The sequence below is a fragment of the Candidatus Centipeda massiliensis genome (assembly GCF_900290285.1).
Classification (GTDB): Bacteria; Bacillota; Negativicutes; order Selenomonadales; family Selenomonadaceae; genus Centipeda; species Centipeda massiliensis.
Genome location: NZ_LT985755.1, coordinates 318,484 through 342,851, shown reverse-complemented (window position 1 = coordinate 342,851; position 24,368 = coordinate 318,484). Strand labels below are relative to the sequence as shown.

Below are 24,368 nucleotides of genomic sequence, written 5' to 3'. Positions count from 1 at the left end.
GATGCGTGTCGTCTTTATGGGGACGCCGGATTTCGCCGTGCCGACGCTTGCGGCGATTGCGGCACGTCTCGATCTCGCGGAGGTTGTTGCTGTCGTCACACAGCCCGACCGCCCGCGCGGACGCGGACAGAAGCTTGTGCCGTCACCCGTGAAGGCATGGGCGGCGGCGCATGATATCCCCGTGCTGCAGCCCGTACGCGCGCGTGATGCGGCGTTTGTCGCGCAGCTGCGGGCGTTCAAACCCGATGTGGCAGTCGTGGTAGCGTTCGGTCAGATCCTCTCGCAGGAGGTGTTGGACATCCCCGTGCATGGCTGCATCAATGTGCACGCCTCACTCCTGCCGAAGTACCGCGGCGCTGCTCCGATCCAGCACGCCATCATGGCGGGTGAAACAGTGACGGGAATCACAACGATGCAGATGGACGCAGGACTCGACACGGGCGATATGCTCCTGCGGCATGAAGTCCCCATCCACGCGGATACAACATACGGGCAGCTTCATGACACACTGATGGAGACGGGGGCGAAGCTTCTCGTCGAAACGCTTGAACAGCTTGCGGAAGGGACGCTCGTGCGGACACCGCAGACGGGCGAATCCTGCTATGCCGCACGCATCACGCGCGAGACGGCTGTGATCGACTGGACGAAGTCAGCACGCGAACTCGATGCCCTTGTGCGTGGGCTGAACCCGACGCCGTACGCGCAGACGAGTCTTGACGGTGCCGCCTATAAGATCGGCGCATTGCGCCGTGCGGGGCATGCGACAAGCGCAGCTGCGGGCACGATTGTCGTCGCCGACCGCAAGGCAGGGCTGATCGTTGCGGCGGGCGATGGGGACGTGGAGATCACAGAGATTCAAGCGCCCGGCAAGAAGATGATGGAGACGCGCGCCTTTTTGAACGGCTGTGTGCTTCCCATTGGCGCAAGGTTTTCATCATGAGTGAACAGACCTTGACGGTGAACGGCAGGACGGCGGGCGAGAAAAAGAAGATTGTACTGCCGTCACGCCCCAAAAAGCGACTCTTCATTGGAATGCTGCTCCTCGTGACGTGTCTTGCGGCGCTGCTCCTCTTTGGGATCTGGTACATCGGCGTCCCGGGGCTTGAACGGATTCAGCCCGCATTGCCGTGGGTCATTGGGGGCGCGCTGACGCTCGCCGTTCTCCTTTCCTTTTTTGGCATCTTTAATATGGTGCTGGCGATTGCAGGACTCCCGTACCTCCCTTGGATGAAGCGGCAGACGTATGAGCTGATCAACCTCCTCTTTCCGGCAGCTGTGCGCCTTGGTGCAGTATTCGGTATAAAACGCAGGAAACTTGAGGGATCGTTTATTGCCGTGAGCAATCTGCTCTTTCACCGCATGCACATCCGCGTGCCTGCCAATCGTCTGCTCGTCGTCACGCCGCACTGCCTGCAGCTTGCGAGCTGCCCGCACAAGGTGACGCGCGACCCAAATAACTGCAAGCGTTGCGGCGGATGCAACATCGGCGATCTCGTTGCGCTTGCCGAGGAGATGGGCTTTCATTTCTTCGTGGCGACGGGCGGCACGCTCGCACGCCAGATCATCTACAACATGCGCCCGAAGGCTGTGCTTGCGATTGCGTGTGAGCGCGACCTGATGAGCGGCATACAGGACGTTTTCCCACTGCCGGCGGTCGGTGTGCTCAATATCCGCCCGAACGGGCCATGCTACAATACGAGTGTCGATATGAACGAGGTGCGCCGACAGCTTGAGGAGATCATCGAGCCGGCACCGAATGATACGGGGAAGGGCGCATGATGCAGAAGTATCGTGAGAACAAAATCGACCGTGTGCGGGAACTTGCGATGCAGGTGCTTCAAAAGGTTCATGTTGAGGACGCATACGCCAATGTTGCGCTTGCGGAAACGCTGCGTGAAGTGCGTCTGCCGGAGCGCGACCGTCGCTTTTTGACAGAGCTTGTATACGGCGTGACAAAGGCGGGGGAAACGCTCGACTATATGATCGGGCGCTATGTTGCCGACCTCCGAAAGGCACAGCCTGCCATTCGTGAGCTGCTGCGTCTCGGCTTCTATCAGATTTTTCTCATGGATCGCGTGCCGCCGTCTGCCGCATGTGATACGGCGGTGGAACTCGCGAAAAAACATGGGCGCAGGGGTGCGGAGTCCTTTGTCAACGGTGTTCTGCGCGCGGCGCTCAGAGAGCCGGAGCGTGCCGCGCTTCCGGACGGACGGAACGCACACGCACTTGCCCTCAGAACATGGCATCCGAAGTGGCTGGTGGAGCGGTGGGTGCGTGCCTATGGATACGAGCGCACGGAGGCACTCTGCCGCTGCAACAACACGAGTGCGCCGCTCTCCGTGCGCGTGAATACGCTGCGTACCAATCGTCCCGCGCTGCTGGAACAGTTTGCGGCAGCAGGCGCCGAAGCGCGTGCCTCTGTCCTTGTCCCCGAGGGGATCTTGCTGCGCGCGCATGGCGCACTTGATGAACTTGCACCGCTGCGTATGGGGCTGGCACAGGTGCAGGATGAGAGTTCGATGCTCGTCGCTCATGTGCTCGCGCCTGCGCCTGGTATGACCGTGATCGACGTCTGTGCCGCACCGGGCGGCAAGACGACCCACATTGCACAGCGCATGGAGAATCGCGGGCGCATTCTCGCCTTTGACATCTATGAGGAGAAGATTCGCCGCATTGAGCGCAATGCGCAGCGGCTCGGCATCTCCATCATCGAGGCCGAAGTGCGCGATGCGCGTACGATCGGTGCGGCATACACGGGGCAGGCGGATCGCGTGCTCGTCGATGCACCCTGCTCGGGACTTGGCGTCCTCAGGCGCAAGCCGGATGCACGTTGGAGGAAGCGCGCAGGGGATCAAAAGACCTTGCCGCCCCTTCAGCGTGCGATCCTTGCGAGCGCCGCAGAGGCGGTGAAGAAGGGCGGCATACTCGTCTACAGTACGTGTACGATGGAGGAGTGTGAAAATGCCGCCATCGTCGAGAACTTTCTGCGGACGCATACAGATTTTGTGCTTGAGGATGCGGGAGGCTTTCTTCCTGTGCAGAAAACGACGGAGCGCATGGTTCAGATTATGCCGGAGACAGATGGTCCCGACGGCTTCTTTATCGCACGCATGAGGCGCCTATGAATATCTTTGGATGGACAAAGGAACAGCTTGCCGAGGCGCTCAAAGACTATGACATTCCCCGCTTCCGCGCGGATCAGATCGTTCGATGGATGTATCAGCGCGGTGCGGCTTCTTTTGATGTCATGGATAACCTTTCCAAGGGGCTGCGAGCTCAGCTTGCCGAGCTTTTTTCCATCGACCGCCCGAAGGTCGTCTCCCGTCTGCATTCTGCTGACGGAGCGACAATCAAGCTGCTCTATGAATTCGCCGATGGCCAGACGGCAGAGACTGTGCTGATGCGCCATCCATACGGCAATAGTGTCTGCGTGTCTACGCAGGCGGGCTGCCGCATGGGCTGTGCATTCTGTGCGTCGACCCTCCACGGCTTGCAGCGCAATCTGACGGCGGGGGAGATCGCGGCGCAGGTGATTGGGATCGCGGATTTTTTGCGGCAGGAGGGCGCCCGTGTCGATACGATTGTCGTCATGGGTTCGGGTGAGCCGCTCGAAAACTATGACAATGTGATCGCCGCCCTGCGTCTGCTGCACGAGGACTATACCATCGGGCTGAGTTATCGCGGCGTGACGCTCTCGACCTCGGGGATTGTACCCGGCATTGAGCGGCTGGTGGAGGAGGGGATTCCGATCTCACTCTCGATCTCGCTGCACGCGCCGACGGAGGAACTGCGGAGTCAGATCATGCCTGTCAACCGCAAATACACGCTTGCCGATGTTCTACGTGCGGCGCGTATGTATGCAGAGCGGACGAAGCGGCGCATCACATACGAGTACATTCTGATCCGTGACTTGAACGATGGTGTGCGCGAGGCGGAGCAGCTCGCAAAACTCCTGCGCGGACAGCTCGCGAGCGTGAACCTCATCCCAATCAATCCCGTGGCGGAGCGCAATCTCTACCGTCCCGACAAGGCGGCGATTCGCCGCTTTCAAAAAATTCTCGAAGAGCGGCACATTACAGCGACGCTGCGGCGTGAGATGGGGACGGATATTCAGGCGGCGTGCGGTCAGCTGCGCAATCGCCTGATGGAAGCGGGACTGTAAATTCTTGTGCTTTTATGCTATGATATAAAAGTTCATAAAAACAATTTCGTTCATTAGCCAAAGGAGAGTATTGCACGATGATGGATCGCGTGGAATCCTTTCTGGGAGATCATATCGAAGGATTCTTCAATCGAAAGTTCAGCAGTCATCTTGAGCCGGTTGAACTCATCAAGGGGCTTGAGAAGGAGGCAAAGAGGCAGGGCGCGGGCAAGGGGCTTGCCAACGCATATACCATCTCTCTCGGGACGGAGGACTATCAGCGCCTCTGTTCACATCGAGTGGCAGACGAACTGGGGGTGGCACTCAAGAAATACATCATTCGTGCCGATCTCACGATGGAGGGAAAACTCAGTATTTGTTTTGCGCTTGATGAGAGTCTGCGCGCGGGTTCCTATCATCTTGCGGCGCGGATGCAGCAGGAATGCGTACCTGTGCGGGAGGCACCCGTTTCTCACGATACGATGGAACAGACCATCGTATTGGAGCGTCCCTCTCTGATGGAGGCGCGTTGCCTGAACCTGCCCCCCGTTCATGAGATTGCTGCACTCACGGTGATTAACGGTGCCGACGAGGGCGTTTCCATGCGACTAGGGGAGCGTAAGGTCTATATGGGACGCATGCCGCAGAACGAGTTCATACTGACGGATACAAATGTTTCGCGCGTTCATGCGTGGATTGCGTATGAGTCACACCGCCACGTTCTTTACGATGCCGATAGCCGCAACGGGAGCTTCGTCAACGGGCTGCGTACGGAGATGCAGCGTCTCCGCGACGGCGATGAGATCAGACTTGGCACGACGGCGCTGCGCTATGGGGTATTGTGATGCCGGCACTTGCACTTAAAGTTCTGCGCGTACTGCTCGAATACGGCGCGCTTTTCTGGATTGCCTACGTCGTTGTTCGTCTGGGGCAAAATATGTTTCATACGCTGCGCACGGATCTCAGGGAGGCGGCTCGTGTCCCCGAGCCTTCTGAAACAGCTGCTTCATTTGTCGCGATTGCAGGGGATGGACTGATTGGACAGCGTTTTCCCGTGGGGCACGAGCTTACGATCGGGCGCAGTGCAGACAATGACATCGTGCTTGCAGATAGTTTTGTATCGCATCATCATGTATGCGTCTATCAGAGGGACAATGCGTATATCGTGGAGGATTTGGGCAGCCGCAACCACACCTATCTGAACGATGGGATTTTGACGGGGCGGGCGTATCTGCGCGCAGGTGATGTCCTGCGGATCGGTGCCGTCCTTCTGCGTTTTGAGAGGTAAGGACATGATAGAGGTTTCGAGTGCGTCGGATATTGGACGTGTGCGAACATCGAACGAGGACAGCTATGGTGTATTCTCTCCTGCCGTCTACGTCGTCGCTGACGGGCTGGGGGGACACGCGGCAGGCGAAGTGGCGAGCCGCATGGTAGTCGCCGCTGTGCACGATATGGCAAACGAGGGGCAGGAGATCGATACGGCGTCGCTTCAAAGTGCCATTCTGCGTGCCAATCAACAGGTGCTCAATGCCTCTGTAGGAAACGCCTCGTATGAGGGGATGGGCTCGACAGCGACCGTCCTCCACATAGACGAGAGTGCAGGGATTGCCTATTATGCACACGTTGGGGACAGCCGTCTCTATCTGCTGCGGCAGGGCATCTTTCGGCAGGTTTCGCGCGATCACTCCTACGTAGAGGAACTCGTAGCACGCGGGGAACTCAGTGAGGAAGAAGCGCAGCACCATCCGCGCAAGAATCTCCTCCTGCGCGCCGTCGGCATTGAGGAGCGCCTTCATGTGGACGGGGACACCTTTCCGCTTGCGGCGGGAGACCGTCTGCTCCTTGCGACGGACGGGCTGACGAATATGGTGAACGACGATGAACTTGCCGCCTTGCTCGGGGGGAGCTTTGCCGATGTTGCAGAGCGTATGGTGGAGCGGGCGCTCGCGGGGGGCGGCAGTGACAACATCACGGCGATTGCCCTCGCATACGATCCATCATGACGAAGGCTCTGAAATTTGCGCCTGTGGGCATACTCCTCTGTGCATTGGGCGTTCTGCTCCTGCGGCAGGGGGCCGGTGCGCCGGGTTGGGTGTTTGACTGGCGGGTGCAGCTCGCGTATCTGCCGTGGCTCCTTCTCCTCGTCTGTATGGGGGTGGCCAGCTATCTACTCGCTGCACGGCGCGGGCTCGACTGCGTTCCCCTCGCGCTTGCCTACGTCCTGCTAGCCGTTGGTCTTATGGAGATCGCACGGCTCAAACCTGCACTATTTACGGCGCAGCTGCGTTGGGCGTGCGTCGGCATTGTCCTCTGGGGGGCGGTGGTTCTCTTCTGGGAGCGCGTGCGGCGCATGCTCGACTATCCGTATGTGCTCGGGATTGCAACGACACTTGTCTTGCTCCTGCCGCTCGTCTTTGGCGTGAGCATCGGCGGCAACAAGAACTGGCTCACATTCGGCTCGTTTTCCGTGCAGCCGTCTGAGTTCGGCAAGATTCTGCTCATCTTCTTTCTGGCGGCGTACCTTGCCGATCATCTTGCCGTACTGACACTCCCCGCGCGTCGTGTCCTCTTCCTCCATCTGCCGCCGGTGCGCTTCATCGCGCCGCTCATTGTACTCTGGGGTCTCGCCGTGCTGATGTTTGTCATTGCGCATGACCTTGGCGCGGCGCTGCTCTTCTTTGGGATGGCAGTGCTCATGACCTACATGGGGACGGGGCGCAAATCTTACGTGTTTCTCGCAGGGGTATTCATCCTTGTCGCAGCGGCACTCAGCTATGCACTCTTCGGGCACGTCCGCGTGCGCTTTGATATCTGGCTGCACCCATGGGCGGATCCAAATGGTATGTCCTATCAGGTCGTGCAGTCCCTCTTCGCCATTGGCTCGGGCGGTGTGTGGGGCACGGGCTTTTCCGAGGGGCACCCGCTGCTGATTCCCGAGGTTCATACGGACTTTATCTTTGCGGCGATTGCCGAGGAGCTTGGCCTGATCGGTGCTGCTTTCGTCCTTCTCGCCTACGCGCTGCTCTTTTGGCGTGGCAGCCGGATTGCGATGCGTCTGCCGCGGGCGCAGGAGTCGCTGCTTGCGGCGGGGTGCTCCGCGAGTATTCTTCTGCAGGTATTCATCATCACGGCGGGCGTGACAAAACTCCTGCCGCTGACGGGCATCACACTGCCGTTTGTCAGCTACGGCGGCAGTTCGATGGCGGCGAGCTTTGTCCTCATCGGTATTCTGACGGCACTGTCAGGAAGCGGCAAGGAGGCTGCGCATGGCTGATCGAAAAATCCGAAAGCATATCGCAGTCGCGGCGGCGTTCCTGCTAGTGCTCATTGGGATACAGATTCTATACCTAGCAAAGCTGAGCGTTTGGGATGGCGATGCGCTTGCCGCACACCCGCTCAATACGCGGTCTGCGCTGATGGAGCAGGACATTCGCCGTGGGCGCATCCTTGACCGTGAGGGGCGCGTGCTTGCGGAGAGTTCGGCGGATCATGTGCGCTCCTATCCATACGGTCGCATTCTCGCACCCGTGACGGGCTATCAGACGGAGCGATACGGCAGTGTGGGCGTGGAGCAGGCAGCGGGTCAGGCACTCAGTGGGGTCACTGCGGATGCGGCGCATGCAGGCCCACTGCGTACGCTGCTGCGCGCAGATGCGGGCTACGATGTCCGCCTGACCGTGGATGCGGAGCTGTCCGAGGCGGCATGGAATGCACTCGGCACGCGGCGTGGTGCCGTCATCGTTATGGATGCGGCGACGGGGGCTGTGCGTGCGATGGTGAGCTCGCCTTCCTTTGACCCCGCTGCGGTGGAGAAGCATTGGGATGAGCTCACGGCACGCGAGGACAGTCCACTCCTGAACCGTGCAGCGCAGGGACTCTATCCGCCGGGGTCGACATTCAAGACACTGATTGCCGACGCTGCACTTGAGGCGGGCGTGACGAATCCCGACGAGGTCTTTACCTGCACAGGGGAACTTGCCATCGGTTCGGATTACGTTCTGCATGAAAGTCACGGCGAGGTGCATGGGAAACTACATCTTGCAGATGCTCTGCGCGAGTCCTGCAACGTCACCTTTGCGACGCTGGCGCTCCGCCTCGGTGCGAGCGGGCTGTCCTCCGCGTTTGAGCGCTTCGGCATCGGCACGGAACTTGCCGATCCTGAGCTCCCGATGGCGGCGGCACATGTGCCCGAGATGAAGCGGCTCGGCGATGGTGAGATCGCCCAGACTGGCATTGGACAGGGAGCGCTCCTCGTGACTCCCTTGCAGATGGCACTGGTCGCCGATGCGTTCGCCAATGGCGGGAAAATGATGCAGCCGTATCTCATTGCGCAGGTTCTGACGGCACAGGGGACACCTCTTTACGAGGCAAGCCCCACCGTTTGGCGGACGGCTACAACGGCGCAGCGCGCGGCAGTGATTGACGGCTATATGGCGGATGTCGTTGCGGCGGGCACGGGCACGGCGGCAGATGTTGCGGGCGTGCGCGTCACAGGCAAGACCGGCACGGCAGAGAATGCGAGCGGTACGGATCACGCGTGGTTCATCGGCTCGGCAGAACGCGACGGGCACAAGATTGTTATGGCGGTCATCGTGGAAGAAGGCGGCTTTGGCGGTCGTGCAGCGGCAGGGATCGCACATCGGATCATACAGACATATTTCGCAGGGTAACGGGTCGGTACCCTTTCTGAGATAGAGGCTTCGGCAGTGGCAGAGGTGTTAGGAGGAACGAACATGGTTGAGCGTGTCTTGGATGGACGCTACGCGCTGGAAATGCTTGTGGGCAGCGGTGGCATGGCAGATGTCTATCGGGCAAAGGATCAGCTCTTGGAGCGTACCGTCGCCGTCAAGATTCTCCACCAACAGTACGAGAACGACACGGAGTTCATTGCGCGCTTTCAGCGCGAAGCGAAAGCGGCAGCGCGCATCACGCACCCAAACATCGTCAACGTCTACGATGTCGGTGTCGCCGAGGGGCGGCACTACATCGTCATGGAATATGTTCCGGGTCGGACGCTGAAGGAGCGCATCAAGGAGGAGGGACCTGTGCCTGCCGCACAGGCACTGCACATCGCGCGGCAGATTGCGGGTGCACTCGCACAGGCGCACACGAACAACCTCGTACACTGCGACATCAAGCCGCACAACATCCTCGTTATGCCCGACGGCAACGTGAAGGTCGCGGACTTCGGAATCGCGCGTGCGGTCACGGAGTCCACGATGACGTACAACGACAACATCATGGGATCCGTGCACTACTTCTCGCCCGAACAGGCACGCGGCACGATCATCACGCCGAAATCCGATGTCTACTCGCTCGGTGTCGTCCTCTATGAAATGCTGACGGGGCGCATTCCGTTCGACGGCAATACGGCGGTGAGCATCGCGCGCAAGCATCTCGAAGAGGAGCCGCAGCCCGTGCGCTCCCTCGTTCCGAGCATACCGCCCGTCGTGGAAGCACTTGTGACACGTATGATGGCAAAGGATCCCGCACTGCGCCCGGACAGCCGGATGCTCGTGCAGGATATCACGCGGACGGAGCAGATGATGCGGGGAGAAACGACGCCGATGCCTGCATTCGATCCAGATGCAACGCGCGTGCTTTCCCCTGTGGAGGCGCGGGAAATCGGTGCAATCGCCGAAACTGAAGAGCAGACAGCTGTGGCAGAGGAAGAAAAATCGTTCTTCCGTACGAAGAAATTCAAGTTTGGACTCGTCCTCATTCTCCTGCTGGGCTTCTTTACGGGCTTTTTCCTGAGCTTTGGCAAGTTCTGGAGCTCTGTGGAGATCACGGTGCCCGACGTGACGGGCAAGCAGCTCACACTTGCCCGCCAGATCCTAGAGGATCAGCATTTGCGCGTCACGGTCGCCGAGACCTTTGATGCCTCCGTACCCGTGGGCGTCGTCGTTTCCCAGACACCGGAGGCGGGCACGACGGTCAAGGAGGAGCGTACGATCACCATTTACGTCAGCAAGGGCGGTGAGGAACTCGAGATGCCGAACCTGCGCGGACTCAAGCAAGCGGATGCAATCGACAAGCTGCAGAAGATGGGGCTGCGCCTCGGCTCGGCGTATGAGACATTCTCCGATGAGGACAGCGGCACCGTCATCTCGCAGGATCCGCGCAGCGGGACGCGCATCAGCAAGGGACAGTCTGTGGACATCACGGTCAGCAAGGGACAGAAGATCAAGAAGGTCACCGTGCCCGACGTGAAGGGCGTACCCTCGGATCGTGCGCGTACCATGATCGAGGGCAGCGGTCTGAAAGTGGGTGGCACCTCGGAGGAGTCGAGCACACAGGCGGCAGGAACGGTCATCAGCCAGTCGCCCGCTGCGGGCGCAGAGGTGGACAGCGACTCCGCCGTGCGCATTGTCGTATCGAGCGGCAAGAAATCCTCCGGCACGAAGGAAGATACGAAGGGCAGCGACAGCAAGAAGACAGAGAAAGATCCCGCCGGACGCCGTATCCAGACGGAAAAGACAGAATAGGGAGTGTATGGTGGCAGAGCGCGGACGTATCCTGAAGGTCTACAACAATGTGCTCCACGTCGCGGCAGAGGATGGCGTCATCCTCTGCAAGTTGCGCGGCAGGGTCAAGAAGGGGCGCAGTGATATGATGCCCGTCCCCGGCGACATTGTTTTCTTTGAACGCATTGCAGAAGGAGATGGTGTGATCGAGCGCATCGAAGTGCGTACGAATCTCCTGCAGCGCCCGCGCGTGGCGAATCCGACGCAGATCATCATCACCGTTGCAGCCGCCTCGCCCGACCCACACCCGCTCGTCGTGAGCCGCTTCCTCGTGCTCGCCGAACGCTCCGGTGTCAAAAAGATCGTTCTCTGTGTGAACAAGATGGATCTCTGTCCCAGGCATCCAGAGGACGTTCTTGCGGAATACGAGGCAGCGGGTTATCCTGTCCTGCGCGTCTCGGCTGAGCAGGGGGAAGGGCTGACGGCGTTGCGTGAGCATCTTGCGGGTGAGATCACCGTACTCGCGGGGCCGTCGGGCGCGGGGAAGTCCTCGCTGCTCAATGCGCTTGATCCCTCCCTTGCGCTTGTCACAGGCGTCATCAGCGAGAAGATCGGACGCGGGCGGCACACGACGCGGCGCGCCGAACTGCTCCCCTTTGCGGGCGGATACGTCGTGGATACGCCGGGCTTTACACAGCAGGAGCTGACGGAGATCCTGCCCGAAGAGCTTTCGGACTGCTTTCCGGAGTTTTCCAAGTATAGGGGCTGCCGCTTTACACCGTGCAGCCACAGCCACGAGCCGGACTGCGCCGTCAAGACGGCGGTCACGGAAAAAGCACTCTCGCGTGAGCGCTATGATGCCTACATTGCACTGCTCACAGAGCTGCGATCAAAAAGAAAATAGGAGAATCAACATGGCACACGAACATGAACACGAGTACGAAGAGGAAATGATGGAAGCGGAGCACATTCACATCGAGCGCCCCACAATCATTGCGCCATCGCTTCTCTCTGCGGATTTTGCCAACCTCGGTGCAGACGTGAAGCGTGTGGAGGAGGCGGGAGCGGAGTACATCCACATCGATGTGATGGACGGTACGTTTGTTCCGAACATTACAATGGGGCCCTGCGTCGTGGAGAGTCTGCGCAAGGTGTCCAAGGCGGTCTTTGACGTGCACCTCATGGTGGAACACCCCGAAACGCACATTGATGCCTTTGCAAAGGCAGGTGCGGACATCATCACGTTCCACGTTGAGGCGACGCGCCACGCGCACCGCGTCATTCAGCAGATTAAGGCGGCGGGCTGCAAGGCGGGCATTGCACTCAATCCGGGCACGTCGATCTATACCCTTGAGGAGCTGATCGACGATGTGGATATGGTGCTGCTCATGACGGTCAATCCCGGCTTTGGCGGGCAGAAGTTCATTGAGAATACGCTCGGCAAGATTCACGCACTCTATCATACGGTTATGGACAACGAACTGGAGGTCGACATCGAGGTCGACGGCGGCATCAATGCGGAGACGGCAGAGTCCGTGCGCTCGGCGGGGGCAAATGTGCTCGTTGCGGGCTCGTATATCTACGGCGCGCAGGACGTTGCCGCAGCCATTGCCTCGCTGCGCGGATGAGAGGGAAAATATGGGGGAAAAGGCGGTAATCCTGCTCTCGGGAGGGCTTGACAGCTGTACCTGTATGGCGGTCGCACAGGCGGCGGGCTATGAGCTCTATCCGATCAGCTTCAACTATCATCAACGCTACGACCGCGAGGTAGACTGTGCGAAGCGTATTGCCGCACATTTTCACGCGGCGGAGCATCTCATCATCGAGACGAATATGGATGCGGTCGGCGGCTCTGCGGTCACGGACAAGAGCATTGACGTACCCGATGGGGACGCAGACCGCACGGATATTCCCGTGACCTATGTGCCCGCGCGCAACCTCATCTTCCTGAGCTATGCGCTTGGCTATGCGGAGCGCGTGGGTGCGGCGCATCTCTATATCGGCGTGAACTCCGTCGACTACTCGGGCTATCCCGACTGCCGTCCCGAATTTATCGCGGCATTTCAAGCGGCGGCAGATATGGCGACGGCAGCTGCCACCGAGCGCGGACGGCGCATCGTCGTTGAAACCCCGCTCCAACATCTCTCGAAGGGCGAGATCATCCGTCTCGGCACGCAGCTCGGCGCGCCCTATGAGCTGACGACGAGCTGCTATCGGGGGGGGGCGGAGGCGTGCGGCGTCTGCGACAGCTGTCTCCTGCGTCTGCGCGGCTTTGCCGAGGCGGGACGGCGCGACCCGATCCCGTATGCGGCAGGAGTACGATGATGCTGGATGTTCAAAACCGTGAGGACGAACGCGGCATTGCAATTCAGCGCGTCGGGGTTAAGGAAGTGCGGCTGCCCTTCCTCATCAAGAAACAGGCGGGCGGCTATCAGCAGGTGCTCGCACGCATTGCATTCACGGTCTCTCTGCCGATGGAATTTAAGGGCACGCACATGAGCCGCTTCCTCGAAATCCTCCTGCCGTGGAGCGAGAAACCGCTCGCCGAGGAGGAGATGGACGCGATGCTCACGGAGGCGCTTGACCGTCTCCATGCCGAGGCGGCTGAGGTCACGCTCGCGTTTACGTATTTTATCGAAAAGAGGGCGCCCGTCAGCGGGCGTACCTCGCTGCTCGACGTGGATGCCTCCTTTACGGGGCGCAAGCGGCGCGGAGAGCCAATGCGGTTTGAGCTTGGACTCTCTATGTCGTTCACCTCGCTCTGCCCGTGCAGCAAGGAGATCTCTGCCTACGGAGCGCACAATCAGCGTTCCACAGCGCGCGTGCGGCTCCGCTATCAGGAGGGTGTTCCGTGCATCTACATCGAGGAACTGGCAGCGCTGCTTGAGCAGCAGGGATCGGCACCCATCTACCCGCTCTTAAAGCGCGCGGACGAAAAGTATGTTACCGAGGCGGCGTATGAGAATCCGAAATTCGTTGAGGACATTCTGCGCGACACGGTTCTCGCCCTGCGCGCACAGCCGGGACTTGCCTATTTCTCGCTCGAATGCGAGAATGAGGAGTCCATTCATAACCACAACGCCTTTGCGGCGCATGAAGAATACATATCCGAGTAAGGGAAGGGGGAGCGCGTAGGGCATGAGTAAATTTGCACGGCGTTTTCTCCTACTCCTTACGCTCGTTGTCGGTATCTCTGCCGCCGTTATCTACACGACAGTCGACATCAATACACTGCACAATCTGACGCGCTTTCACTCGTGGTCGCTTCTCCTCGCACTCCTTGCCGTCGGGCTGGGCATGTTCTTTGACGGCAGCCGCCTCATGCACCTCGTTAAGATCTCCAACGAAAAAATCACCTTGTACCAAGCAGTACAGGTAATCTTCGGCAATTATTTCCTTGCGCTCCTCACACCGGGGGCAACGGGCGGCGCGGTGGCGCAGGTCATGTTCCTGCGTCACGCGGGTGTGCCTACGGGCAAGGCGGCAGTGCTTGTCATCGTGCGTACACTGCTTTCGATCTTCTTCCTCGCACTCTGTATGCCATTTATATTTCTGCACGATGAGGGCATCGTGCCAGGCGTATCGAATGACATTCTGATGGCGATTACGCTTGCGGCATTTTTGGGGATCGTATTCATTGTCGTAGGCGCACGGCGCGGCTTTCTCGACTATATCGTCGTCTGGATTGCACGCCGGCTGCGCGACAAGAAGCGGCATCAGCTCTTCGGACTCTATCGTGACACGAAGAGCGCCATCTCGCTCCTTCTCGGTGCGCCGCGTCAGATGCTCGTCGTCTTTGTCGAGTCCGGACTGAACCTCCTCTGTATCTATGCCGTCGTTCCGTGCCTCCTGCTCGGACTTGGCGTCACGGATGCGGACTGGTATACCGTTATGGGACGCATGATCTTCCTCAACATGCTCCTCTACTTCAGTCCGACGCCGGGCGGCTCCGGCATCGCCGAGGGCGGCTTCGTCCTCCTCTTTGCTGCAACCGTTCCCGCCGGCACCGTCGGCATCGTCGCCGTCTGCTGGCGTCTCATCGCCGAATACCTCCCGTTCCTCATCGGATTCTACTATACCGTCACCGTCTTCGGACGTGAATTTTTGCGACGGTATTGATTGATCGTTGTAAAAAAATCGGAGCATCGCATGAAGCGTTCTAACTTCATGCAATGCTCCGATTTTAGAAATTCCAAGAATATGCGGCTAACATGTCGTGGCTGAATTTATCAGCGATTCTCTAGACTGGTTCATTATCTTACGGACGGCACACGCCACACGGTTCGTATCCGTCGGCAATCGCCGCCTCGCGTGAGCTGTAGGGAACAAAGTGCGGCGCGTCGGGATGTTTGATCGTTCGGCAGGTCGCATAGTGGAACTTGCCCGACTTCGTGTTGGCGAGATAGTCCGTTGCGAGCGCAGGTGTCGCTGCAGAGAGTGTAACGGCGGCAAGCGTCGCAAGTGCAATTTTCCTAAGCATACGTATTCTCCTTCTTTCTATTGATATACGATTATGCTCTAAAAGTTATCAGACTGCAAGTATAACGCTAAAAATTTCTACAAAAACGCTCATCATATAGGAAAACATCAGATCGCAAAAATTTAGGAAGCACTGATAAATTCAGCCGCGCCGTCTTAGCACATCTTTTTCGCCCTGCCTTTGTCGACAAATCCTCCACATAGCTTTGGCTATGCGTCCGGTTTGTCTCCTTGGCAGGACAAAAAATCTGTACCAATCCGACGGACGTCATTTTATCAGTGATTCCTTTATTTTCTCCTTGATATAATTGGTACTTGCTAAAAGTCAAAACAAATAAAACAGAACGAAAGCCCCTGCACCCTTGAGATACAAGGGCTTACAGAACTGCATTTATGGATTTGTCTACCGTTTGTCTACCGTATCACTTGCCTACAATCCCGTCGAAGATACGTTCAGTCTCTCTATACATGTACATGATTATTTTTCAACCACAACGATAGTTCATCAGCTGACATACTGCCGTCAGCGATCGAGATAATGATTTCTTCCAGCGTGGCAGCATCATAGTGAAGATAAATGTCATGAACGCCGAGATAGACGAGCATGCTGTGAAGCGCTGTGCGCTTGTTGCCGTCTCGAAATGGGTGATCCTTTGCGAGACCGTAACAAAGGCGGGCAGCCTTATCAAATACACTCGGATATAGATCAACTCCGCCGAATGTCTGGAACGGCGTATGAACAGCGGACTCCAAAAGCCCTTGATCGTGAATCCCTTTTTCCATCGCAAAAGCCTGTTCCAATGCTTCATGAAAATCAATGATGTCATTGAGAAGAAATTGAATGGCAGAGCCGATATCACTCATTTGTTCTCTAAGTCCTTATAGAGCTGATAATTCTCCTTCATAATGCGCATGGATACTTCTTGTATCTTTTGTGCCAAGGCTGGGTTGTTGCGGCTTGTCTGTATGTTTTGTGTTGTGTTTATGGAACGCTGTGATTTGTTTCTTTGCGGATTTGTGTTCATGGTGTAGTTCTCCTTTTTATTTCCTCTGCCTGCAATCTCTCGTATGCGACTCCCAACGGTCATAACATGTACCTCTTGTTTTTTGATAATAACATCTTTTTTCGCAAATACGCAATAAAAATTGCGGCGATGCGAAAAAACTTGACATAAATATTTTGAGCGTCATAATTGGTACTTGCCAAAAGTCAAAAAATCAAATATAATAGAGAAAAGCACAATTAAGAAGTACAGAAGCAGGTGATATGATGAGCAACATTGCCGATATGATCGAATCCTATATCTTGCGTCAGCTTGCCACGCGGCAGGATGGACAGGTCGAGCTGCGGCGGACGGATATTGCGGATGAGATTTCATGCGCACCATCGCAGATCAGCTATGTGCTCTCCACGCGGTTTACGCAGGATAAGGGATTTGTGGTGGAGTCGCGGCGCGGGCTGGGCGGCTTTATACGCATTGTTCAGGTGCCGCTGCGTGATCTCGTCTATCAGGATATGCTGTCAAAGATCAATGAGGACACGGATATGGAGACGGTGCAGTCCATGGTGCGCTACCTCACCCAACATGGGATGGTGGAGACGCGTGAGGCTGCGCTGCTCATGCAGATGATAACGGGGCTCTTTCAGTCGGAGACACTTGCCGCACAGGAGCGTGTGCAAATGCTGAAAACAATGATATTGACGCTAGAGAACTTCAGATAGCTGCTCGATATATAAATAGGAAAAACTATATTATTCTGAGGATGATGGAAGGAAACACAATGATTTGTGAGGAATGCGGCAAAAATGATGCGATTGTGCATATTGTGCAGATTGGTCCCGATGGTCGGAGTGAAAAGAATATATGTATGAGCTGTGCTGCACGCTATGGTGCGTCCATTCTCCGCGCGCAGCAGGGAAATGTGTCGGCAGAGGATTTCCTGAGGGGGATCTTTGGCAGCAATCAGCAGGAGAATGAGATCGAGGAGGATGCACCACACATCACATGCCCGAACTGCGGGATGCGGTTTCAGGATTTCCCGCAGACGGGGCAGATTGGCTGCTCCGTCTGCTATGAGACGTTTCATCATGAGATGACGCCGCTTCTGCGGCGGATTCACGGGTCGAGTGTTCATCGCGGCAAGATTCCGCACCGCTCGGGGAGTTCGATTATGCTGCGCAGGGAGTCGGAGCAGCTCCGTGCCCGTCTGAAGGAGGCGGTTGCGCGCGAGGAGTATGAGAAGGCAGCGGAGTATCGCGACCGGATTCGTGCACTGGAGAGCCGGATGGAGGAGCAGTCCTATGGCAGTTGAGGAGCTTCTCCGGAGTGGTCGACTCTCATGGTTCGGTACGGAGGGGGCGGACAGTGATGTCGTCCTTTCGAGCCGTGTGCGTCTTGCACGAAATCTGGTGGGGCTTCCGTTCCCCGGGCGAGCCGATCTGGGGCAGCTGGCACAGATTCAGCAGATGCTGGATGCGGTGCTTGCGGATCTTGACACGGAATTTGGACAGCCATTTGATCGGATCGTACTCGATCAGATGAGTGCACTTCAGCGGGAGGTGCTGATCGAAAAACGGCTTATCAGTGAGAAATTTGCAGAGGAACAGCCTCATCGCATGGCGTACATCAGCGCGGACACGCGCGTCAGTATCCTTGTCAATGAGGACGATCATCTGCGCATCCAGTCCATGACGCCGGGGCTTTCGCTCGCCGCAGCGTTCAAAATGGCGTCGCGTGTGGATGACTTTATCGAGGAGCATCTGGATCTTGCTTTTGACGAGACAATGGGGTATCTGACGGCATATCCGACGAACCTCGGGACGGGGCTGCGTGCCTCTGTCATCCTGCATCTGCCGGGGCTGGTCTACACACGCAACATAGAGAATATCGTCAACACAACGCCGCAGCTTGGCTTGGGGGTGCACCCGCTTGAGGGGATTGGCGAAGGTGCACATCTCTACAAGATTTCGAACCAGCTCACGCTTGGGTACTCGGAGGCGGAGATGATCGAGAATCTGCAGGCTGCTGTCGGGGAGATCGTTTCGCATGAGCGGCGCGCCCGTAAGGCACTGTCTTACTTTGGCAAGGACGGTGTGGAGGACGGCGTATGGCGTTCCTTTGGCATTCTGTCCTACGCGCGTTCGCTGACAGAGCAGGAGTTTTTTGCACTTGTCTCACGTATGCGCTACGGCATTGACCGTGGAATCATCAAAGAGGTAATGCCGGCCGCATATTCGGAGATCATTGTTGCGGCACGCGACGGTCATCTCAAGTATTTTGCAGAAAACGAAAATTTATCTGCGGGGGAAATCAGTGCCATACGCGCTACGCGTGTGCGCGCGATCTTACAAAAATATCGAACACAGGGATGAGGAGGGGGACAGCTTGAACTACCGTCAATTTTTTACACAGGCGGCGATTAAAGCCGTAGAGTTTTCACAATACATCGCGCAGCGGCGCGGCAAGGGGTATATCGGAACAGGCCAGCTTCTGCTGGGGATTCTTCACATGCGCGATACGATTGCGGCGACGGCACTGGATAAATTTGGCGTGGATTACGACAGTGCGGAGCAAGTGATTCGCGCATCGGACGGGTTTCAGGATGTCCTGCACCCCTCTGAGGAAGTTCCGTACTATACGCGGCGTGCCCAGCGTGTCATGCAGGGGGCGATTGATACCGCACGCGAAGAGCGTTCCTTTGTGACGACGGAACATATTCTGCTCAGTCTGCTCACGGAGGCCGAAGGGACGGCAGTCCGTACGATTGAGGAGATGGACGTCGACATCGAGGAGCTGCGGCGTGATGTCTTGGCGCGTATGAGCGATGCGGAGGAGTCCAAGGAGAAGGCTGTGCGCAGAAAGCCATCCAAGGGAGAGGGCAAAGGACTTCCCGCCTCGCTTAAGAAGTTCGGGCGAGATCTGGTCGGCGTTGCGCGTACGGGTGGGATTGACCCCGTTATCGGACGTGCGGCGGAGATTGATCGTGTCATTCAGATCCTCGCGCGGCGGACGAAGAACAACCCCATCCTCCTCGGAGAGGCGGGGGTTGGCAAGACTGCCGTCGCCGAGGGGCTGGCGCAGCGCATTGCGGACGGTGAAGTGCCGTTCCTGCTGGAGGATAAGCGTGTTGTCACGCTGTCGATGACAGCACTTGTTGCAGGGACGAAGTACCGCGGTGAGTTTGAGGAACGTCTCAAAAATGTCGTGGATGATGTCATCAAGGCGAAGAATATCATCCTATTCATCGACGAGATCCATACGCTCATCCGTGCCGGCGGGGCGGAGGGCTCGCTGGATGCGGCGAATATCCTGAAGCCCGCCCTTGCACGCGGGGAGATGCAGATCATTGGCGCAACGACGCTCAGTGAGTACAAAAAGCATTTTGCAAAGGACAGTGCACTTGCGCGTCGCTTTCAGACCGTCATGGTTGAGGAGCCGAGCGAGGAGGATGCGGAGAAGATCCTTCTCGGTCTGCGCGGCAAATATGAGGAGTTTCATCGTGCGCACATTGAGGATGCCGCCGTACACGCAGCGGTGCGCCTCTCAAAGCGCTATATTACGGATCGCTGTCTGCCGGACAAGGCGATTGACCTTATGGACGAAGCAGCGTCGCGCGTACGCATGAAGAATATCGGTGACACGGATCAGATCATGGGGCTGCGCACGGAGATTGCAGAGGTCGTAAAGGAAAAGGGGACGGCGATTGACGCCCAAGACTATGAGGCGGCAGCGCGTCTGCGTGACCGTGAGCAAAAGCTGCGCACACAGCTTGAGACAGCGCGGCGGGGGGAGGATCAGCATACGGAGATCGTTGTGTCGGAGGATGATATCGCGGATGTTGTGGCACAGTGGACAGGCATTCCCGTGCAGCGCATTGCGGCGAAGGAGTCGGATCGTCTGCTTGCCCTTGAAAAGCAGATCGGGCGCCGTGTCATTGGTCAGGAGGAGGCAGTGCGTGCCGTCTCCAAGGCAGTGCGCCGTGCGCGTGCAGGGGTGAAGGATCCGCGCCGTCCGATTGGATCGTTTCTCTTCCTTGGCTCTACGGGAGTTGGCAAGACGGAGCTTGCGCGCGCGCTCGCGGAATCCGTATTCGGAACGGAGGAGGCGATCATTCGTTTCGATATGTCCGAGTACATGGAGAAGCATACGACGGCACGTCTGGTCGGTGCGCCTCCGGGCTATGTCGGCTACGAGGAGGGCGGCCAGCTTACGGACGCTGTCCGCAAGAAGCCGTTTTCCATCGTTCTGTTTGATGAGGTGGAGAAGGCGCATCCCGATGTTTTTCACATGCTCCTGCAGGTACTTGAGGATGGGCGCCTCACGGATGGACAGGGCACGGTCACGGATTTCCGCAATACCATCATCATCATGACCTCGAACGCGGGGGCGAACCATCTGCGCTCAACAACGGGGACGATTGGCTTCTCCGTTGGTCAGCAGGCGATGGATACGGATGAACAGCGTACAAAGAAGCGCGTTATGGAGGAGGTGCGGAAGCTTTTCCGCCCCGAGTTCCTGAACCGCGTGGACGATATGATCGTCTTCAATGCCCTCGGTGAGCCGGAGCTGACGAAGATTGTGGACATTCTGCTGTGTGATGTGAAGGCGCGGCTTGCCGAGCAGGAGATCAACATTGAGATCAGCCCCTCGGCGAAGCGCGTTCTCATCTCCAAGGGCACTGATGTCAAATTCGGTGCACGTCCGCTGCGCCGCGCCATCCAAAAGAATATCGAGGACGAAATTGCCGAGCGTATTCTGGCACGCGCCTTTACGGCAGGAGATATCATCTCTGTGCGCAAGTCTGGTGACGGACTGGACTTTGTAAAGAAGGATACGAGCCGCAATAAGCGCGCGAAGAATGAGAAGAAGGCATCGTATCATGAAGTCTGAGGGATCGCGCAATGTGCTCGCCCCGCCGACACAGGCGGGGCGCATCGGCGATTTTCTCCTCAATCTGGGCTGGTCATTGTACTGGCTCGCGCGTTCGGCATTTCGCATGCTGACACATCGGAAACGGAAGGGACTGTAACCGCAGTCCCTTTCTTTTGTAGGAGTTGTTATGGCGAAGAAAAAAAAGACGGCATACGTCTGCCAGGAATGCGGCTATGATACCTTAAAGTGGATGGGAAAATGTCCCGGCTGCGGTGCTTGGAACTCGCTTGTGGAAGAGATTGTAGCTCCTCCTGCCGAGGAGCGTCGCGGAGTCGGCGCAGGCAGCGCAGAGCCGCCGCAGCCAATCGGGAATATTGCGGTGGAGGATCTGCCGCGCTTTTCGACCGGATCGGGCGAACTCGACCGCGTGCTTGGCGGCGGTGTTATTCCGGGCTCTATGGTACTCATTGTCGGCGATCCAGGGGTTGGCAAGTCGAGCCTTACCCTCCGTGTATCGGCGGATATTGCGCGTGCAGGGCAGCGTGTCCTCTATGTGACGGGGGAAGAGAGCGCGCGGCAAATTCGCATGCGCGCGGATCGTCTGCAGGCGATTGCGGATGACCTTCTCGTCGTCAGTGAGACGAACCTCGATGCGATCTGTGCCCATGTGGAGCGCGAGCGGCCTGCACTCTTCATCATCGACTCCATTCAGACCATGTATCGTCCCGACATTGAGAGTGCACCCGGCAGTGTCTCGCAGGTGCGCGAGTGCGCAATGGAGCTCATGCGCGTGGCAAAGACGGCAGGAATTGCCGTCTTCGTCATTGGACATGTAACCAAGGAGGGCAGTCTTGCGGGGCCGCGTGTCCTTGAGCACATCGTCGATACCGTGCTCTACTTTGAGGGGGAGCGCAACGCCGAGTACCGCGTGCTGCGCGCCGTGAAGAACCGCTTCGGCAGCACGAATGAACTCGGCCTTTTTGAGATGCGCGATGTCGGCCTTGTCGATGTGCCCGACGCATCGAAACTCTTTCTCTCGGAGCGTGCGATGGAGAGCGGATCGATCATCGTGCCGACGGTGGAGGGGACACGTCCCCTGCTCGTTGAGGTGCAGGCGCTTGTTGCTCCGACCCCGTATCAGCCGCCGCGCCGCACGGCGGATTCCGTGGATGTAAAGCGCATCCAGCTCCTGCTCGCCGTGCTCGAAAAGCGCGTGAAGCTGCCCATTGGAGCCGCCGATGTCTATGTGAAGGTCGCGGGCGGCATACGGCTCGATGAGCCTGCCGCCGATCTCGCACTCAGCGTTGCGATGGCATCGAGTTTTGCCAACCGTCTGCCGCGTCCGCATACCGTTGTCTGCGGTGAGGTCGGACTCTCGGGTGAGGTGCGCGCCGTTTCACAGGCGGAGCTGCGCGTCGCCGAGGCGCGGCGGCTGGGCTTTCGCGCTGCCGTTCTGCCCATGAAAAACTATCGGCAGCTTGCAGGGAAATTCACGGATATGCAGCTCTTTGGTGCAGAGACAATCGGCGACGCACTGAAATGTGCCATGCCAAAAAACATTTAAGAAATAGGGGATTCGTTCCGATAAAAAGATAGAAGAGGTGATGTGTAGATGAATGCAGGTAATCTCATGGCTGCAGCGACAGCAGATGGGATCTCTGCGGGAGCAGGGGCTCCGAAGGGGCGCGTCGGATCCGCAGAGAATCGTGCGCAAACAACCTCAGGGAAGAATTCGTTCAGCGATACATTTGGTGCTCTGCAAAAGGGAATTGACGCAGAAGCGGCAAAGACAGAGACGCGTGATGGCTCCGGCTCTGCGGCACAGAGGAATGTGGCGCAGACGGAAAGCACAGCGCTGTCGCAGGACACACAGGATGTGACGGCGAAAACGCCGAAAGCTGCCGATGAAAAACAGGCCGAGCCCGCGACGGAAAAGACAAAGGTATTGTCTGCGGATGATGCGGCTGCCGATCCCATTGCCGCAGCGGCACTTGCAGCACTCGTCAATGTGGATGCTGCACAGATCGATACGGATGTGAACGAGGGCTTGGATGCCGCGCTCACAGAAATTCTTGAGCGGTATGGGCTGACAGCAGATCAGCTCGGTGATACGAAGCTGAAGAATGCCGTACAGAACCTTCTGCAGCAGGTGCCGGCGGAGGGGGCGAAGAACAGCAACCTTCTCCTTGCACTTGAGGGGCAGCCACTCGTACCGGAAAATGCTGGAGTATCCCCCAACGCACCTGCTCAGCAGATCGGTGCGCAAGAAGGGCAGGTGCTTCCGGCATCGACACAGAATGTCGATGCGTCTGTTTTGCGTCTTGCGGCACTGGATACGCCGTTGTCTGCCAAGCTGGGTGTGGCGGCAAACACGGAAGTGCCTGTGGCGCAGGAAAATATGCCCGCCATTGCGGCAGATACCCTCCCCACGCCACCCACTGCAGAGAATGGGGAGAATGCAGCACAGCGCAGCACGCTCAATACATCGGTGCTTGCGCCGCAGCCAAACACGGAGGTAACGGCAGAGACGATTGCCGCACCGCTCCTGCGCGCACAGGCAGAACCCGTACAGCTTGGAACGCGTTGGGCTGCGGAACTCGTCGGCAACAATCTCGTAACAGATGAGAATTTGGATGCGGCAAATCCGCTGACCGTGCTTGCACAGCGTACCATGCGCCATGATACGACGCAGGGCGATACGACAAGTCAGCAGAGCGACGCACAGGAGGAGCAGCAGCTTCCGACAAGCGGACAGCAGGATGTGCGCATGGCATCGGGCACGGTGTTCGAGCTTCCGTCGCGTACGACGGAGACGGCAGCACCGCAGCCCGCACAGCCCATTGCGGCACAGCTGGGAACAACTCCACTTCCAACGCAGGAGGTTGAGGCTCCTGTGCAGACGCAGGACGCACAGCGTCCCCAGCCGGACTATGAGATCCCGCGTCAGATCGTGGAACAGGCGAGGCTCCTGCGCACGCTCAATGATACGCAGATGGTCATTCGACTGCATCCCGAACACCTCGGTGAGCTTACCCTGCGTGTTTCGGTCGGCTCGAACGGTGCGGTGCAGGCATCCTTCCACAGCGACAATGCTCAAGTGCGCAACGTGATCGAGAACTCCCTTGTCCAACTCCGGCAGGAACTGAACAATCAGGGACTCAAGGTCGACCGCGTTGGTGTCTACGCAGGACTTACGGATGGGCAGATGCCGCAGGGGCAAGGACAGGAAGCGTGGCAGCAGCAGAGCAGTCACCGCGGTGAGACACGCATTTATGGGCGTGGCGATGCTGACGACTATCTCGATGAGATTGACACGCTTGCGCCTGCGATGACAGCAGAGGAGCACAGCGGCAGCGTCAGTGCAGACGGCGTAGACTATCGTGTATAACGGTTGAGGAGGAAATA

Annotated in this window: 25 protein-coding genes; 22 read left to right on the top strand and 3 right to left on the bottom strand. The window is 57.9% G+C overall.

All coding sequences use genetic code 11. The features are described from left to right. The first annotated feature begins 1 nt into the window (after position 1). The 15 genes from fmt to C8273_RS07565 all read left to right on the top strand — a co-directional run bounded on the left by fmt (position 2) and on the right by C8273_RS07565 (position 14,730). Positions 2-940 carry a methionyl-tRNA formyltransferase gene (gene fmt, locus C8273_RS07635; RefSeq protein ID WP_106627313.1) on the top strand — a complete coding sequence of 313 codons (939 nt, stop codon included), beginning with the start codon at positions 2-4 and terminating at the stop codon, positions 938-940. Then, positions 937-1,779 carry a DUF116 domain-containing protein gene (locus C8273_RS07630; RefSeq protein ID WP_106627140.1) on the top strand — a complete coding sequence of 281 codons (843 nt, stop codon included), beginning with the start codon at positions 937-939 and terminating at the stop codon, positions 1,777-1,779. Before fmt ends, C8273_RS07630 begins: the two co-directional genes overlap by 4 nt. Further along, entirely contained in the window at positions 1,779-3,125 is a 1,347-nt protein-coding gene (gene rsmB / locus C8273_RS07625) for a 16S rRNA (cytosine(967)-C(5))-methyltransferase RsmB (protein WP_106627312.1), read from the top strand. The genes C8273_RS07630 and rsmB overlap by 1 nt, the downstream gene beginning before the upstream one ends. Beyond that, positions 3,122-4,162 carry a 23S rRNA (adenine(2503)-C(2))-methyltransferase RlmN gene (gene rlmN, locus C8273_RS07620; protein WP_106627139.1) on the top strand — a complete coding sequence of 347 codons (1,041 nt, stop codon included), beginning with the start codon at positions 3,122-3,124 and terminating at the stop codon, positions 4,160-4,162. The genes rsmB and rlmN overlap by 4 nt, the downstream gene beginning before the upstream one ends. A 77-nt stretch (positions 4,163-4,239) precedes the next feature. Continuing rightward, the gene (locus tag C8273_RS07615) at positions 4,240-4,986 is read left to right on the top strand and encodes an FhaA domain-containing protein (RefSeq protein WP_106627138.1); all 747 of its coding nucleotides are present in this window, start codon (positions 4,240-4,242) and stop codon (positions 4,984-4,986) included. After that, entirely contained in the window at positions 4,986-5,429 is a 444-nt protein-coding gene (locus tag C8273_RS07610) for an FHA domain-containing protein (RefSeq protein WP_106627137.1), read from the top strand. Before C8273_RS07615 ends, C8273_RS07610 begins: the two co-directional genes overlap by 1 nt. Positions 5,430-5,433: 4 nt before the next feature. Further along, complete coding sequence (locus tag C8273_RS07605) at positions 5,434-6,147, top strand: Stp1/IreP family PP2C-type Ser/Thr phosphatase (protein ID WP_106627136.1); 714 nt, start codon at positions 5,434-5,436, stop codon at positions 6,145-6,147. After that, positions 6,144-7,418 carry an FtsW/RodA/SpoVE family cell cycle protein gene (locus C8273_RS07600; RefSeq protein ID WP_106627135.1) on the top strand — a complete coding sequence of 425 codons (1,275 nt, stop codon included), beginning with the start codon at positions 6,144-6,146 and terminating at the stop codon, positions 7,416-7,418. Before C8273_RS07605 ends, C8273_RS07600 begins: the two co-directional genes overlap by 4 nt. After that, a complete protein-coding gene (locus C8273_RS07595; RefSeq protein WP_106627134.1) occupies positions 7,411-8,814 on the top strand; it encodes a peptidoglycan D,D-transpeptidase FtsI family protein in 1,404 nt (467 codons plus the stop codon). The genes C8273_RS07600 and C8273_RS07595 overlap by 8 nt, the downstream gene beginning before the upstream one ends. A gap of 63 nt (positions 8,815-8,877) precedes the next feature. Continuing rightward, complete coding sequence (pknB, locus tag C8273_RS07590) at positions 8,878-10,632, top strand: Stk1 family PASTA domain-containing Ser/Thr kinase (protein WP_106627133.1); 1,755 nt, start codon at positions 8,878-8,880, stop codon at positions 10,630-10,632. Positions 10,633-10,639: 7 nt separating this feature from the next. Continuing rightward, a complete protein-coding gene (rsgA, locus tag C8273_RS07585; protein ID WP_199821028.1) occupies positions 10,640-11,515 on the top strand; it encodes a ribosome small subunit-dependent GTPase A in 876 nt (291 codons plus the stop codon). 10 nt (positions 11,516-11,525) lie between these two features. Beyond that, complete coding sequence (rpe, locus tag C8273_RS07580) at positions 11,526-12,239, top strand: ribulose-phosphate 3-epimerase (RefSeq protein ID WP_106627132.1); 714 nt, start codon at positions 11,526-11,528, stop codon at positions 12,237-12,239. 10 nt (positions 12,240-12,249) lie between these two features. Next, positions 12,250-12,936 (top strand): 7-cyano-7-deazaguanine synthase QueC, encoded by a 687-nt coding sequence (gene queC / locus C8273_RS07575; protein WP_106627131.1) that lies wholly within the window; start codon positions 12,250-12,252, stop codon positions 12,934-12,936. Further along, entirely contained in the window at positions 12,936-13,727 is a 792-nt protein-coding gene (gene folE2 / locus C8273_RS07570; protein WP_106627130.1) for a GTP cyclohydrolase FolE2, read from the top strand. Before queC ends, folE2 begins: the two co-directional genes overlap by 1 nt. 22 nt (positions 13,728-13,749) lie before the next feature. After that, positions 13,750-14,730: a lysylphosphatidylglycerol synthase transmembrane domain-containing protein gene (locus C8273_RS07565; protein ID WP_106627129.1), complete on the top strand. Its 981-nt coding sequence runs from the start codon at positions 13,750-13,752 to the stop codon at positions 14,728-14,730. Positions 14,731-14,869: 139 nt separating this feature from the next. On the opposite strand, the gene C8273_RS07560 is transcribed toward C8273_RS07565, so the two are convergent. The 3 genes from C8273_RS07560 to C8273_RS07545 form a co-directional block, all read right to left on the bottom strand. Next, positions 14,870-15,091, bottom strand: coding sequence for a nuclease (locus tag C8273_RS07560; RefSeq protein WP_106627128.1), 222 nt, complete (start codon positions 15,089-15,091; stop codon positions 14,870-14,872). A gap of 461 nt (positions 15,092-15,552) precedes the next feature. Then, entirely contained in the window at positions 15,553-15,954 is a 402-nt protein-coding gene (locus C8273_RS07550) for a type II toxin-antitoxin system death-on-curing family toxin (protein ID WP_106627127.1), read from the bottom strand. Then, the gene (locus C8273_RS07545) at positions 15,951-16,178 is read right to left on the bottom strand and encodes a hypothetical protein (RefSeq protein WP_106627126.1); all 228 of its coding nucleotides are present in this window, start codon (positions 16,176-16,178) and stop codon (positions 15,951-15,953) included. The genes C8273_RS07550 and C8273_RS07545 overlap by 4 nt, the downstream gene beginning before the upstream one ends. A 182-nt stretch (positions 16,179-16,360) precedes the next feature. On the opposite strand from C8273_RS07545, the gene C8273_RS07540 reads away from it, so the two are divergent. Genes C8273_RS07540 through C8273_RS07515 form a run of 7 tightly spaced genes read left to right on the top strand, consistent with a single transcriptional unit; the run spans position 16,361 to position 24,351 of the window. Then, positions 16,361-16,813: a CtsR family transcriptional regulator gene (locus C8273_RS07540; RefSeq protein WP_106627310.1), complete on the top strand. Its 453-nt coding sequence runs from the start codon at positions 16,361-16,363 to the stop codon at positions 16,811-16,813. A gap of 59 nt (positions 16,814-16,872) precedes the next feature. Beyond that, positions 16,873-17,403, top strand: a complete 531-nt coding sequence (locus C8273_RS07535; RefSeq protein WP_106627125.1) for a UvrB/UvrC motif-containing protein — start codon at positions 16,873-16,875, stop codon at positions 17,401-17,403. Next, positions 17,393-18,463, top strand: coding sequence for an ATP--guanido phosphotransferase (locus C8273_RS07530; RefSeq protein WP_106627124.1), 1,071 nt, complete (start codon positions 17,393-17,395; stop codon positions 18,461-18,463). The genes C8273_RS07535 and C8273_RS07530 overlap by 11 nt, the downstream gene beginning before the upstream one ends. Positions 18,464-18,476: 13 nt before the next feature. Further along, positions 18,477-20,981, top strand: a complete 2,505-nt coding sequence (locus C8273_RS07525; protein WP_106627123.1) for an ATP-dependent Clp protease ATP-binding subunit — start codon at positions 18,477-18,479, stop codon at positions 20,979-20,981. Next, entirely contained in the window at positions 20,971-21,120 is a 150-nt protein-coding gene (locus tag C8273_RS12740) for a hypothetical protein (RefSeq protein ID WP_199821025.1), read from the top strand. The genes C8273_RS07525 and C8273_RS12740 overlap by 11 nt, the downstream gene beginning before the upstream one ends. 30 nt (positions 21,121-21,150) lie before the next feature. Further along, positions 21,151-22,527: a DNA repair protein RadA gene (gene radA, locus C8273_RS07520; protein WP_106627122.1), complete on the top strand. Its 1,377-nt coding sequence runs from the start codon at positions 21,151-21,153 to the stop codon at positions 22,525-22,527. 48 nt (positions 22,528-22,575) lie between these two features. Further along, positions 22,576-24,351 (top strand): flagellar hook-length control protein FliK, encoded by a 1,776-nt coding sequence (locus C8273_RS07515; RefSeq protein WP_106627121.1) that lies wholly within the window; start codon positions 22,576-22,578, stop codon positions 24,349-24,351. Positions 24,352-24,368: the final 17 nt, after the last annotated feature.